Source organism: Massilia sp. AB1 (assembly GCF_018119385.1).
Taxonomy (GTDB): domain Bacteria; phylum Pseudomonadota; class Gammaproteobacteria; order Burkholderiales; family Burkholderiaceae_D; genus Telluria.
Genome location: NZ_JAGKSG010000013.1, coordinates 32,676 through 46,037, shown reverse-complemented (window position 1 = coordinate 46,037; position 13,362 = coordinate 32,676). Strand labels below are relative to the sequence as shown.

At 64.9% G+C, this 13,362-nt stretch carries 14 protein-coding genes and 1 tRNA gene; 5 read left to right on the top strand and 10 right to left on the bottom strand.

The features are described from left to right. The first annotated feature begins 4 nt into the window (after nt 1–4). Nucleotides 5–81 (top strand) — tRNA-Met (locus J8847_RS09990). A 226-nt stretch (nt 82–307) separates the two neighbouring features. Here J8847_RS09990 and J8847_RS09985 read toward each other — a convergent pair. Then, the gene (locus tag J8847_RS09985) at nt 308–757 is read right to left on the bottom strand and encodes a hypothetical protein (protein ID WP_211524547.1); all 450 of its coding nucleotides are present in this window, start codon (nt 755–757) and stop codon (nt 308–310) included. 78 nt (nt 758–835) lie between these two features. Between J8847_RS09985 and J8847_RS09980 the strand changes: the two genes are divergently transcribed. Beyond that, nucleotides 836–1,189, top strand: a complete 354-nt coding sequence (locus tag J8847_RS09980) for a MerR family transcriptional regulator (protein ID WP_211524546.1) — start codon at nt 836–838, stop codon at nt 1,187–1,189. 39 nt (nt 1,190–1,228) lie between these two features. Here J8847_RS09980 and J8847_RS09975 read toward each other — a convergent pair whose 3' ends face one another. From J8847_RS09975 to J8847_RS09950, 6 genes are all read right to left on the bottom strand, one after another. Then, nucleotides 1,229–1,387 carry a hypothetical protein gene (locus tag J8847_RS09975; RefSeq protein WP_211524545.1) on the bottom strand — a complete coding sequence of 53 codons (159 nt, stop codon included), beginning with the start codon at nt 1,385–1,387 and terminating at the stop codon, nt 1,229–1,231. 91 nt (nt 1,388–1,478) lie between these two features. Continuing rightward, a complete protein-coding gene (locus tag J8847_RS09970; RefSeq protein WP_211524544.1) occupies nt 1,479–1,793 on the bottom strand; it encodes a putative signal transducing protein in 315 nt (104 codons plus the stop codon). A gap of 30 nt (nt 1,794–1,823) precedes the next feature. After that, nucleotides 1,824–3,101 carry a DUF445 domain-containing protein gene (locus tag J8847_RS09965; protein ID WP_211524543.1) on the bottom strand — a complete coding sequence of 426 codons (1,278 nt, stop codon included), beginning with the start codon at nt 3,099–3,101 and terminating at the stop codon, nt 1,824–1,826. A gap of 41 nt (nt 3,102–3,142) precedes the next feature. Further along, on the bottom strand, nt 3,143–4,291 hold the full coding sequence (locus J8847_RS09960; protein ID WP_211524542.1) for a CaiB/BaiF CoA-transferase family protein: 1,149 nt from the start codon (nt 4,289–4,291) through the stop codon (nt 3,143–3,145). Nucleotides 4,292–4,302: 11 nt separating this feature from the next. Further along, nucleotides 4,303–5,445 carry an acyl-CoA dehydrogenase family protein gene (locus J8847_RS09955; RefSeq protein ID WP_229512671.1) on the bottom strand — a complete coding sequence of 381 codons (1,143 nt, stop codon included), beginning with the start codon at nt 5,443–5,445 and terminating at the stop codon, nt 4,303–4,305. A gap of 10 nt (nt 5,446–5,455) precedes the next feature. After that, nucleotides 5,456–6,637 carry a lipid-transfer protein gene (locus tag J8847_RS09950; RefSeq protein ID WP_211524541.1) on the bottom strand — a complete coding sequence of 394 codons (1,182 nt, stop codon included), beginning with the start codon at nt 6,635–6,637 and terminating at the stop codon, nt 5,456–5,458. Nucleotides 6,638–6,735: 98 nt separating this feature from the next. On the opposite strand from J8847_RS09950, the gene J8847_RS09945 reads away from it, so the two are divergent. Together J8847_RS09945 and ybaL are read left to right on the top strand one after the other, a co-directional pair. After that, nucleotides 6,736–7,368, top strand: coding sequence for a TetR/AcrR family transcriptional regulator (locus J8847_RS09945; RefSeq protein WP_211524540.1), 633 nt, complete (start codon nt 6,736–6,738; stop codon nt 7,366–7,368). Between the two features lie 79 nt (nt 7,369–7,447). Further along, nucleotides 7,448–9,142, top strand: coding sequence for a YbaL family putative K(+) efflux transporter (gene ybaL / locus J8847_RS09940; RefSeq protein ID WP_211524539.1), 1,695 nt, complete (start codon nt 7,448–7,450; stop codon nt 9,140–9,142). Between the two features lie 82 nt (nt 9,143–9,224). On the opposite strand, the gene J8847_RS09935 is transcribed toward ybaL, so the two are convergent. Further along, entirely contained in the window at nt 9,225–11,183 is a 1,959-nt protein-coding gene (locus J8847_RS09935) for an AAA family ATPase (protein WP_211524538.1), read from the bottom strand. 497 nt (nt 11,184–11,680) lie between these two features. Between J8847_RS09935 and J8847_RS09930 the strand changes: the two genes are divergently transcribed. After that, entirely contained in the window at nt 11,681–12,055 is a 375-nt protein-coding gene (locus J8847_RS09930) for a hypothetical protein (protein WP_229429685.1), read from the top strand. A 69-nt stretch (nt 12,056–12,124) separates the two neighbouring features. Here J8847_RS09930 and J8847_RS09925 read toward each other — a convergent pair whose 3' ends face one another. After that, a complete protein-coding gene (locus J8847_RS09925) occupies nt 12,125–12,676 on the bottom strand; it encodes a DUF1697 domain-containing protein (protein ID WP_211524537.1) in 552 nt (183 codons plus the stop codon). A gap of 43 nt (nt 12,677–12,719) precedes the next feature. Next, nucleotides 12,720–13,325: a glutathione transferase GstA gene (gene gstA, locus J8847_RS09920; RefSeq protein ID WP_211524536.1), complete on the bottom strand. Its 606-nt coding sequence runs from the start codon at nt 13,323–13,325 to the stop codon at nt 12,720–12,722. Nucleotides 13,326–13,362 lie beyond the last annotated feature (37 nt).

The window sequence follows — 13,362 nt, the reverse complement described above, 5'->3', positions numbered from 1 at the left end:
TTTTGGTGATATAGCTCAGCTGGTTAGAGCACAGCACTCATAATGCTGGGGTCGGTGGTTCAAGTCCACCTATCACCACCAGTTCGACAGGAAGCCGTTGATCCCGCGATCAACGGCTTTTTTGTTTTTGCGGGCCCGTCACCACATCATGACCGAGGTCTGGTCGCGGCGGTCGCTGTGAACCATCCATACCCGCAGCACGTAGTGGCAGGATCCGCTTCGGCAACGCATGCAAGGAACAGAGGCGCCGCTCTTCAGCCTCCCCTGCACCACCTTCAGCAGTTGTTGCCATGACGACCTCCGATTCTTATCTCTTGTTAGGAATGGGATCGACATGAAAACGCGGCAGTTGGTTCCGCACCGGCAGCAGCTGGGCGGCGCCGAAGGCCAGCTCGACCGCCGTGAATCCGAGGATCAGCCAGCTTGCGCCCTGCGCGACCGCATAGAGCTGCCAGGCGGCGAACAGGAAGCGGCCGAGCGCGTCGTAGCGGCCGTAGACGGGCTGCGTATCGCGCAAACGCACCAGCGACCACACCACGACCACCGAGCCGAGCAGGTTGGCCATCAGCATGTGGGCGGGCTCGAACGAAGGAAAACTGCCGGGCATGCCGGACCGCTGCGCCAGCAGCGACAGGCCCTGGTGGATCAGGGCGAAGGTCCAGGGTGTGGCGAAGCCTGCGGTGACGATCAGGTCGTACCAGGCGCTCAGGCGGACGATGCGCAGGTAGCGGGGCAAGGCCAGGGACAGTGACAGCATGGAGATCTCCTTTGACTGAAAGCCGCAGCGTAAAGCCTGGAGTACACTTCAGGGTCAAGCAGTGATGGGAGAAGTGTGATGAAGATCGGGGAGCTTGCCGGGGCGACCGGCGTCAGCTGCGACACCTTGCGTTTCTACGAGAAGCGCGGACTGATCCGCGCGGGGCGCGGCGGCAACGGCTACCGGCAGTATGCACCGGAGACGGCGCAGCTGGTCGGGTATATCCGGATGGCGCAGAAGCTGGGCTTCAGCCTGGCGGAGATCGGCGAGAACCTGCCTGCGCTGTGGGAGGCGGACAAGCCCGATCAAGCGGTTGCGAGGCTGCTGGAAGAAAAAGTGGTCGCGATCGATCTGCGGATCGCCGAACTGCAGGCCTTGAAGACGGGATTGCTGGAGAGGCTACGGCTGGTGTGCCCGCTGGCGGCGGACTGAGGCGCGTGGACGGCAGGCCGTCCACGAGGGAAATGCAGGTCAGTGCTTCTTGCCGCCGCCCGAGACCTTGTTCTCGGTGGCCCAGGCACGGCGCTCGGCTTCCTTCTTGCCGACGCCCTTCTTCTCGTAGCCTTCCTCGATGTGCTTGACCTGGCGCTTCTGCTTGTCGGTGTACGACGATTTATCACCTTGAGGCATGATGGCTCTCCTTTCATACGAACGATGAGCCCAGCTTAGCGCGCCCGTTGCCTCTTTTTTGTGCGCCATCCCACTTATACGGCCGATCTGCTCAGCCGTAAGTGCAGTCGTCGTCCAACGCATAATCACCGCGCGCCAGCCCCGCCAGCACCGCGTGCGCCTGCTGGAGGTGTTCGGCCGGCACCAGCACCCTCACCCCGCCCAGCGCCGGCGCCAGCAGCAAGTCGGTCTGCATCAGGTGGGCGTCGGCCAGCACGGCGGGCACGCCGGCGGCCACCAGGCAGCCCTGGGCCAGGTTGGCGTCCAGCGGCACCATGTAGCGCGCGACGATGAACAGGTCGCGCCCCGGAATCTGCTCGACCTCGGGATGGGCCGCAAGCCAGGCGTTCAATGCCAGCTGTTCCATGATGCGCTCCAGGAGTGGTTTGAATTCATCTTATCCCAACAGGGCCGGCAATTGGGACAGCAGGTAGAGCGTCACGCCGATCAGCCCGCCCACGATGGTGCCGTTGATGCGGATGTACTGCAGGTCCTTGCCGATATTGAGTTCGATCTGCTGCGACATCTCTTCGTCCGGCCAGTTCTTGACGGTGTCGGCGATGTGCCGGGTCAGATAGCCCGCGAATTCGGGCGCCGCGCCGCGCGCGGCCGATTCCAGGTTCTCGTGCAGCGACTGGCGCAGCTGCGGGTCTTCGCTCAGCACCTTGCCGACCCAGGCGCCCATGGCCACGACGCGCCGCCGCAGGCTGGAATCCTCGCTGTGCAGGTCGCGCTTGAGCCAGTCCTTCAGCTCGTCCCACAACTCCTTCAGATAGCCGTTGAGCTTTTCGTCTTCCAGCAGGTAGCGCTTGATCTCCTCGGCCTTGTCGAGGAAGTCCGGATCGTCCTTGAGGCGTTCGATGAACTCCGCCACGTAGTCGTCGAAGCGCTGGCGCAGCGGATGCTGGGGGTCGGCCGCGACCTTGCCCAGGATGCCGGCCGCCAGCCGCACCGCGATGTCGGCGCCCTTGCGGCCGATCAGGTCCGAGGGCAGCATGCGCTCGATGAAGGCGTACTCCTCCTTCAGCCATTCGACGATGCCGTCCGAGATGGTGGCCTGGGTCTTGGGGTTGTCGAGCAGGCGCGCCAGCTGGCGGATGCCTTCGTCGAGCAGTTCCTGGTGGCGCCGGCCGCGCGTCAGGCTTTCCAGGATCGCGCCGGCGGACTTCGACAGATCGACGCTGCGCACCATGGAATGCACGGCGCGGCTGATGAAGCCCTGCACCGCCGCGTCCTCGATGAAGTCGAGCATCCAGGTGGCGGCGCGCACCAGGTAGCCGCCCATCAGTTCCGTGTTGGCCGGCTTGGCCAGCCACTCGGCCACCTTGCGCACCGGATCGTGGCGCTGGATCAGGCCGACGATGGAGTCGGTGTCGAGGAATTTCTCGCGCACGAACACGGCCAGGTTGTCGGCGATGCGCGCCTTGTTGTTGGGGATGATGGCCGTGTGGCGCGACACGAAGGGAATCGGCACCGGCTTGAACAGCGCCACCACCGCGAACCAGTCGGCCAGGGCGCCCACCATGGCGGCCTCGGAAAACGCGCGCAGCAGGCCGGTCCACCAGTTCGCCGGCAGGAACAGGGTCAGGACGAACAGCGCGGCCGCGCCCAGGAAAAATCCCAGGGCGAGCATCTTGGACTGGCGCAGTTCGTCTTGCTTGGTGGTCGCTTGCATGGCCGGCATCCGCTACTGTTGTTGAGCTGACGCCGCCTATGCTATATGACTTGCCCCTCGCGCAGCGCTTCGATTGCCGCCCGGCCCAGCCCCCAGTCGGCCAGGATGGCGGCGCCATCCTCCGCGGGAACGACCGCTTCGGGCACGGCGGCCGGCGTGCGGCTGAAACGCGGCGCCGGGGCCGGCTGGGTCACGCCGTCGACTTCCACGAAGGTGCCGCGCGCCGCATTGTGCGGGTGGCGCGGCGCCTCGGCCATGTCGAGCACCGGCGCGAAGCAGGCGTCGCTGCCTTCCAGCAGGCTGCACCATTCGTCGCGCGTCCTGGTCGCGAACAGGGCGGCGAATTTCTCCTTGAGTTCCGGCCAGCGGCTCTCGCGCCACTGCTTCTCGAAGGCGGGATCGTCGACGCCGGCCAGCACCAGCAGCTGGGAATAGAACTGCGGCTCGATCGCCCCGATGGCGACGAACTTGCCGTCGCTGCAGGCATAGGTATCGTAGAAGGGCGCGCCGCCGTCGAGCAGGTTGGCTTCGCGCCGGTCGCTCCACATCTCGTGGGCGCGCAGGCCATAGACCATGGAGCCCAGCAGGGCCGCGCCATCGGTCATGGCGGCGTCGACCACCTGGCCCTGGCCCGACTGGCGCGCTTCCAGCACCGCGCACAACACGCCGAAGGCCAGCAGCATGCCGCCGCCGCCGAAGTCGCCCACCAGGTTCAGGGGCGGCGCCGGCGGCCCGTCCTTGCGTCCCATGGCGTGCAGCATGCCGGACAGCGCCACGTAGTTGATGTCGTGTCCCGCCGCATAGGCCAGCGGGCCGTACTGGCCCCAGCCGGTGACGCGGCCCATCACCATCCCGGGGTTACGCCCCAGCAGGATGTCCGGCCCCAGGCCCAGGCGCTCCATGACGCCGGGACGGAAGCCTTCCAGCAGCACGTCGGCCTGTTCCGCCAGCTGCAGCAGGGTCTCGCGGCCCGCGGCCTGCTTCAGGTCCAGGGCCAGGGTGCGCCGGCCGCGCGCCATCACGTCGTATTTCGTCCCCAAGGTCGGGTAGGGATTGCCGTCGCCCGGTGCGCTCTTGCGCTCGATGCGCAGGACTTCCGCCCCCATGTCGGCCAGCATCATGGCGGCGAAGGGACAAGGTCCGATCCCGACCATTTCAATGACTTTGACTCCCTGCAGCGGTCCGGGCATGCCTTTTCTCCTTAGAGCGAACGGGCGATGATTTCTTTCATGATCTCGTTCGCGCCGCCATAGATGCGCTGCACGCGCGCGTCCACGTACATCTGGGCGATCGGGTACTCCAGCATGTAGCCGTAGCCGCCGAACAGCTGCACGCACTGGTCGACCACCTTGCACTGCAGGTCAGAGATCCACCACTTGGCCATCGAGGCCTGGACCGTGTCCATGCGCCCGGCCAGCATGTCTTCGATGCAGCGGTCGATGAACACGCGCGCGATGGTGGCCTCGGTCTTGATCTCGGCCAGCACGAAGCGGGTGTTCTGCATCTCGATGAGCAGCTGGCCGAAGGCCTTGCGCTCGCGCGTGTGCTCGATCGTCAGCCGCAGCGCGCGCTCGATCGCGGCCACGCCGCACACGCCCAGGATGGTGCGCTCATAGGGCAGCTCGGTCATCAGCTGGGCGAAGCCCCTGCCCTCCTCGCCGCCCAGCACGTTTTCCAGCGGGACGTAGGCCTCGTCGAAGAACAGCTCGCAGGTGTCCTGGCCTTTCTGCCCCACCTTGTCGAGGATGCGGCCGACGCGGAAGCCCTCGTTGTCCCTGGTCTCCAGCAGCATCAGCGACACGCCCTTGGCGCCGGCCGCCGGGTCGGTCTTGGCCACCACCAGCACCAGGTCGGCCAGGTAGCCGTTCGAGATGAAGGTCTTGGAGCCGGTGACGCGGTAGCCGTCGGCGGTCTTGCGCGCGACCGTGCGGATGCCCTTCAGGTCCGAGCCCGCGCCCGGCTCCGACATGGCGATGGCGGCGATCATCTCGCCGCCGGCCAGGCGCGGGAGATAACGTCGCTTCTGTTCTTCGGTGCCCTGGTTGAGCAGGTAGTGCTCGACGATGGCGTGCACGTGGATGCCGAAGGCGGTGTCGCCGCCGTAGGACAGCTCCTCGAACACCACCGCCATGTGGGCGAAGCTGCCGCCCGCGCCGCCGTACTCTTCGGGGATATCGGCCGCCAGCAGGCCCATCTCGCCGGCCTTGCGCCACAGCGTGCGGTCGACGTGCTGCTGCTTGCGCCAGGCGTCCTGGTGCGGCACGACCTCGCCCTCCACGAAACGCCGCACGGCGTCGCGGAAGGCCTGCAGTTCTTCATTCATCCATGGGGAAAGCTGTTCCATGCCCGTCCCTTCAATTACGGTAGAGGGTGACGACGCAGGCGCCGCCCAGGCCCAGGTTGTGCTGCAGGGCCACGCGCGCGCCCTCGACCTGGCGCGCGCCGGCGCTGCCGCGCAGCTGGTGGGTCAGCTCGAAGCACTGCGCCAGTCCGGTGGCGCCCAGCGGGTGCCCTTTGGACAGCAGGCCGCCGGACGGGTTGGTGACCACCTGGCCGCCGTAGGTGTTGCCGCCTTCGCGGATGAATTTGTCCGCGCCGCCTTCGGGGCACAGGCCCAGGGCTTCGTAGGTGATCAGTTCGTTGTGCGCGAAGCAGTCGTGCAGCTCGACCACGTCCAGGTCTTCCGGTGCGACGCCGGCCTGCTCGTAGACCTTGCGCGCGGCGGCGCGGCTCATGTCGTAGCCGACCACCCGCATCATGTCGTCGGCCTCGAAGGTGCTGGGACGGTCGGTGGTCATCGCCTGGCCGGCGATGTGGACGTCGGCGCGCAGCTTGTGGCGGCGCGCGAAGTCTTCCGACACCAGCAGCGCGGCGGCCGCGCCGCAGGTCGGCGGGCAAGCCATCAGGCGGGTCATCACGCCCGGCCAGATCTCGGGCGCGTCCAGCACGTCCTGGGTGCTGACTTCCTTGCGGAACAGCGCCAGCGGGTTGTTCACGGCATGGCGGCTGGCCTTGGCGCGGATGCGGGCGAAGGCCTCGAGCGGCGTGCCGTACTTGCGCATGTGGGCCAGGCCCGCGCCGCCGAAGTAGCGCAGCGCCAACGGGATCTCGGGCTTGCCGACCAGGCGGTCGGTCACCTCGTCGAAGGCGTCGAACGGCGTCGGGCGGTCGGTGAAGACCGAGCCCAGGGCGCCCGGGTTCATCTGCTCGAAGCCCAGCGCCAGCACGCACTCGGCGGCGCCGCTCTCGATGGCCTGGCGCGCCAGGTACAGCGCGGTCGAGCCGGTCGAGCAGTTGTTGTTGACGTTGACGATGGGGATGCCGGTCATGCCGAGCTGGTACAGGGCTTTCTGGCCGCTGGTCGAATCGCCGTAGACATAGCCGACGTAGGCCTGCTCCACCTCGTCATAGGCCAGGCCCGCATCGTCCAGCGCGGCGCGCGCGGCGCGGTAGCCCATCGCATGGTAAGGGCTGCTGGCGCCCGGCTTGGCGAAGGGGATCATGCCCACACCCGTCACATATACTTTCCGGCTCATCCTTGTCTCCCTGTTATAGACTAGGTCGCTCGACCTATTATGTGCTGATTATAGGTCAGGCGACCTGTTTTTTGCGAGTCCCATGCGATAATCCCAGCATGAATACTCTCGACGGCGCCCTGCGCGCCAAGCTGTCCAGCACCACCGAAAAAGGCCTGGAAAGGGCCCAGGACATCCTGCTTGCCGCCCGCCGCCTGCTGGCGGGAGAAGGCTATGCCGGGCTGTCGATGCGGCGGGTGGCGCAGGAAGCGGGCATGAGCCTGTCCAACGTACAGCATTATTACGGCAGCAAGGATGTGCTGGTCGAGGCGCTGCTGCTGTACATCATGGATGTCTTCCAGGCCAAGATGGATTCGATCGGGGTCAGCATGACCGGCCGGCCCCAGGTCGAGCGTTTCCAGACCACCGTGGACATGTTCCTGGAAGAGATCACCGACCCGGTCATGCATGCGGTGTTCTTCGAGATCTGGGCGCTGGCCTCGCGCCATCCCTTCGCCTCCAGCCTGATGGGCAAGATGATGGCGCGCGAGCGCAAGGCGATCTACGGGCTGATCCACGGGCTGAATCCGGCGCTCTCGGACGAGGAAACCATGCAGCGCTCGATCCTGATCGTGGCGCAGATCCAGGGGCTGATGCTGTTCAGGCTGGATCGCAAGGCCCAGCCGCAGCACTACGAAACCGTGCGCGAGTCGATGCAAAAGGCGATCCTGGACCTGGCGACGGTGTCTTAAACAATGTTCTAAAAAACAGCGCATCCGAGCCAGTCGCTTATACTCTCAGGGTTCTCAACCTGATAAGGAGCCCCCTCGGATGCATCATGAACTCAGCCTGATCACCACCATTGCCGCCGCACTCGGCTTCGGCTTGCTCTTCGGCATGCTGGCCGTGCGCCTCAAGCTTCCGGCCCTGGTCGGCTATCTTGCCGCCGGCGTATTCATAGGCCCGGCCACGCCGGGCTTCGTCGCCGACGTCGCCCTCGCCTCCCAGCTTGCCGAAATTGGTGTGATGCTGCTGATGTTCGGGGTCGGCCTGCATTTCTCGATGCGCGACCTGCTCGAGGTCAAGGGCATCGCCCTGCCCGGCGCGCTGCTGCAGATCGGGGTCGCCACCGCCATGGGCATCGGCATGGCGTATTGGTGGGGCTGGAGCCTGGGCGCGGGCCTGGTGTTCGGCCTGGCCCTGTCGGTGGCCAGCACCGTGGTGCTGCTGCGGGCGCTGGAGTCGCGCGGCATCCTCGATTCGATGAACGGGCGCATCGCCGTCGGCTGGCTGGTGGTCGAGGACCTTGTGACGGTGCTGGTGCTGGTGATGCTGCCGGCGCTGGCCGGTCCGCTGGGCGGCAAGGGCGAAGCCGGCGCCGAGCTGTGGCCGGCGCTGGGCAAGACCCTGCTCCAGGTCGGCGCCTTCGTCGCCTTCATGCTGATCGTGGGCCGCAAGGTCTTCCCCTGGTTCCTGTGGCGCGTGGCCAAGACCAATTCGCGCGAACTGTTCACCTTGGCCGTGATCGCGGCCGCGGTCGGTATCGCTTATGCCTCCTCGCACCTGTTCGGCGTGTCCTTCGCACTGGGCGCCTTCTTCGCGGGCATGGTGCTGCGCGAGTCGGAGCTAAGCCACCGCGCGGCCGAGGAATCGCTGCCGCTGCGCGACGCGTTCTCGGTGCTGTTCTTCGTCTCGGTCGGCATGCTGTTCGACCCGATGGTGCTGGTCGAGTACCCGCTGCAAGTGCTGGCCGTGGTTGCCATCGTTCTGTTCGGCAAGTCGCTGGCCGCCTTCATCCTGGTGCTGGCGCTGCGCTATCCGCTGAATACCGCGATCACGGTCTCGGCCAGCCTGGCCCAGATCGGCGAGTTCTCCTTCATCCTGGCCGCCCTGGGCATGCAGCTCGATCTGCTGCCCCAGCTGGGACAGAACCTGATCCTGGCCGGCGCCATCATCTCGATCGCGGTCAATCCGCTGCTGTTCAAGGCGGTCGCCCCGCTCGACAACTGGCTGCGTTCCAATTCGCCCCTGGCGCGCAAGCTGGAGCGCTCGAGCGACCCGCTGGCCGAACTGCCGATGGAAACGGCGCACGAAAAGCTCAGCGGCCAGGTGGTGCTGGTGGGCTTCGGCCGCGTCGGCCGCCGCATCGCCGACGACCTGGTCGCGCGCGGCGTGCACTTCGTGGTGGCCGAGCAGAACCGCGAGATCGTCGAGCAGCTGCGCGGGCGCGGGATTCCGGCGGTGGTCGGCAATGCGGCCGAGCCGGCCGTGCTGATCCAGGCCCATATCGCGCGCGCGGCCATGCTGGTGATCGCGACGCCGGATACCTTCCACGTGCGCAAGATGGTCGAGATCGCAAAGGCGCTCAATCCCTCGGTGCAGTGCGTGGTGCGCACCCATAACGAACACGAGGCGGAACTGCTGCGCGAGGATACCGGCGGCAAGGTGTTCGTGGGCGAGGAAGAGCTGGCGGGCAGCATGATCCGGCATGTCGTCGACACGCTGCGCGAGCGTCCGGCGCACTGAACGGCCTGGAGCCGGCGCCAAAGAAAAAAACCCGCCCTGCTTGCACAGGGCGGGCCGCGGAAACGCGCAAAGGAACTGGTAATCAGGCGGCCGCTTCTTCGGCGCACAGCTTGAGGTTGGCGTGGCGCTGGCCGTGCAGCGCGGCCATGAACAGCTCGCTGCGCTCTTCCAGCAGCTCGAACACGGCGTCCTTGGACAGCACGTACTGCTCCATCAGGGTGCCCTTCAGCGATTCCATCACCTGCTTGTAGTCGCGGATCGCGCCCAGGGTATAGGTGTACAGCTCGTCGGCCTTCTGTTCCACCAGGCGCAGGGTGTGCTCGCCGGTGGTTTCCTTGGACAGCTGGCTGTAGTCGATCTTCGAGCGCGAATACATCGACAGGCGGTTGACCATCAGGTTCAGCATCTTGGTGATCTTCTCGATGTCGTTCTGGCTGCCCACCGAGATGCCGCGGGCGCCGTAGAACAGCTCTTCGGCCGCGACACCGCCGTACAGGCCGACCACGTCGCGCTCCAGCTCTTCCAGGGTGCGCAGCGACATGTCCTCGCCCGACTGCAGCACATAGCCCAGCGCGCCGATCTTCGAGACCGCCTCGGTGCTGATCTTCAGCAGGTGCGACTTTTCCTTCACTTCGGCCAGACTCATGCCCTGGCGCAGGTACGGGTCGATCTGCATGAAGAAGTGGCCCAGCTCGTGCAGGGCGATACGCTCGCGCTGCAGGGTCTTCTCGGCGGTCGTGGCGCGGTCGGTCAGGCCGATGGTCGCACGCTCATAGGCACGGAACAGCAGGTCGGTGTTGATGATCGCCTTTTCCTGGATCGAGATCATGCTGGCGCGCTCGACCACGGTTTCCAGCAGCGCCGGGCTCAGGTTCTGGGTGATCTCGGCCACCTGGTCCAGGTCGAGGTCGCTCCAGTCGACCAGGCCCTCTTTCTTGCGCGCCAGGAAGCTGCGCAGCAATTCCTTGCGCTCCAGCTTGTTCGGCAGGCGGAAATTGATCTTCACCGAGAAGCGGCGCAGCATCGCTTCGTCCATCTCGGTCGAGGAATCGTCGAAGTTCGAGGCGACGACCCAGATCACGCCCTGGCCCTTGTCGCTCTTCACGCCGTCCAGCAGGCCCAGCATGGTGTTGGCGGTGTCGTCTTCCCACTTCTTTTCGCTGCGGCCGCGCGGCATGAACAGGCTCTGCGCCTCATCCAGGAAGATGATGCACTTGCCCTTGGCGCAAGCCTTGCGGTACAGGGCGTTCAGGGCCTTGGAGCCGCCGCCGACGTAGCCCGATTCCAGCGCCGAGCCCGAGGCCGAGATCATCGGCATGTTCAGGCGCTTGGCCAGGTAGCCGACCAGCTTGGTCTTGCCGGTGCCCGCCGGGCCGGTCAGCATGACGTTGAACGGCTTGTCGATGTTGTGCGACTGGTATTCGTCGCGGTTGCGGATCATGTCTTCCAGGTGCAGGACTTCCTGCTTGATGTCGTCCATGCCGATCAGGTCGTCCATGCTGCCCTTGAGCTTGTCCGGGGTGATGACCGAAGCGCTCATGCCCATGCCCGGGATGCCGAACTTGATCAGGTACAGGACCAGCACGACCACCGCGATGTCGAAGGCGTGGCGCTTGAGGAAGCTGCCGGTCTTGTCGAGCGCGGTCTCGCCCTCGTCCATGACGGCCTTGTGGGTCGACAGGAACTCGTCCTTGGCGATCGAGTACGGAATCGCATTCTTGAGCAGCACTTCGCGCTCGAGCGACAGGTGCGAGGTGCTGGGCACCTTCACCACGTGCAGCTGGGCCGCGTCCTTGAACTTATAGACGTAGCGCGGCGAGTCCGACAGCGGCTTGGCGATCAGCAAATACTCGAGGCGGCCCTTCTGCTCGGCCAGCTGGGTGATTTCGGCAATGTTCTGCGAATGGATCACGGGGCTGGTGTCTTGCGGTACATCGGCTTTATAGATTGCCAGCGCCACGACCAGGCCGAGCAGCATGGCGGTCGCGATACGGACGTAAATGTTCTTGAAGGCAATCTGAATTCGTGCAAAGTTGGGCATCTCGGTACTCTACGTGTGTGGGTGCGTCGGTGCTGTGGTACTGCTTGCCGCTCCGGCATGCTGCTCGTGGAGACGGCGGTGGCCTAGGCTGGCCACCGTTGCGATCGCGAATTGCTGATCGCCAAAATGCGCGGCGGCGCCTGCTCCAAACGTGTTCGTTTGGTATTGCTTTGATGCCCGAAGGCAATAGGGATATGGAGACTATACCCCCAAAGAAAACAGAGGTGTATACCGTGTGGAGAAAAAAGTTTTAATCGGCGCGATTATGATGAGTTCGATAACGAAAAATCTTATCCAACTGATAGCATTTATTATGAAGATACCAAAGAATTGACGAGTTATTGCACAAATCACATTGAAGAGCTGACCAATCGTTATCATCCTTTCATTAATTCCAAAAACCATTTTTGTTGCGTGATATAGACGCCGCCATGTAGGCAACGTGTAGTCATCTGGCGCGAAACTGATGACTTCTTTCTGCAACTCATCAGTTCCAATTGAACGCAGCCATTGCTGCGAATTTTGCTATCCTGATGTCGGAATTCGAAGCCCGCAAGGCGCATGACGCGACCTGTGGTGCGTGGATTCAGTCAGGAAAAGGAACGCTTATGAAAAGATATGCACTCGCCGCGGCACTCGCGCTCTGCCTGGGCAGCACGGCGCAAGCGGCCGCCATCGAACTTGTTTCCAGTAATGCAGGGCAGCAGGCCCAACCGGTACGCAACCTGTCCGTTACCAGCCGCAATACCATCGTCATGCCGCCTGCGAATATGTCGGAATTGCCCGAACCCGAGGTATTCGCGATGATGCTGGTGGGGCTGATCCTGATCGGCTACCGGGCAAGCCGGGATAGCAGCGAAAAGTTCAAGTGAAGGAGGACGTCCACCAAGCTTGAATGCATGAGGAAACCAGGACGCGGGCGCGTCCTGGGTGCGTCTTGACTAGGACAGGCAGGCGCCGTTGCTGCACAGGCCGTGCAGCCGCATGATCGTATTCCAGTTGCGGGACGTGGTCCCGTCTCCCAGTTGCTTGCCCAGCGCTGTCGCAGCGGCGCTGTCGAGCATTCCTTCCGGACACCACACATAGGCGGCACGCCGGCCCAGGGCCAGCGATTCCACACCCCATTCGCGTGCGCACAGCTCCGTCACCAGCGCGCGCTGCTCCTCCCCCGTCAGCAGGAAGGTGTACAAACGCGCCGGATCGGCAGCCTGATCCAGCAGCGGATTGTCGGCGACGATGTCCGCCAGTTCCAGATGGTCGAGCACGAAGACTTTCGCCCCCACCCCCAGGCGCAGTACCAGCGCTTCCTCGATGGCCACGGCGGCGTCCGCGGTCTTCATGCCGCCGGCGTCGAAGACCACGTTGCCACTGTTGAGCACACTCTTCACGCTGGTATAGCCGAGCTCGCTGAACATCCTGCACAGGTCGGCCATGGCGATGCGCTTTGCGCGGCCTACGTTAATGCCGCGCAGCAAAGCAATATAACGATTCATGCGCGCATGGTACCCCGTGACGGCCAGGCGCGGCGCACCAGGCTCACGCCAGGCCTTCGCGCTTCATCGCCTCCTGCACCGCCGGCAGGGCCGCCACACGGGCGTGATAATCCTGCAGGGTCGGCCAGTCGTTCATCGTGAACTTGGCGAAGCCGATCCAGTTCAGGATCGCGAACAGGTAGGCGTCGGCGACGGTGAACTGCTCGCCCATCAGGTAGCGCCCGCCGTCGACCTTGCCCGCCAGGTAGGTCAGCGGAGCGGCCAGGCTCACCCACGCGGCCTGGCGGATCTCGTCGGTGCAGCCTGGCGAGAACATCGGCGAGAAGCGCTTGTGCACCTCGGTCGACAGGTAGCTCAGCCACTCCATCAGCTGGTAGCGCGCGAAGCTGCCCGGGGCCGGCGCCAGGCCGCTCTCCGGCGCCTGGTCGGCGATGTATTGCAGCACGGCGGCGTTCTCGGTCAGCAGCTTGCCGTCGTCCAGCTCCAGGGCCGGCAGCTGGCCCTTCGGATTGATGCTGCGGTAATCGACGCCGTCCTTGGTCAGCTTGGTGCGCAGGCTGACGCGCTCGGCGGTGAAAGGCAGGCCAAGCTGCAGCAGGACCAGGTGCGGCGCGAGCGAGCAGGCGCCCGGGGCGAAATACAGTTTCATACGTCTCCTCTACGTTGGTGCGGCCGGAACCGATCCG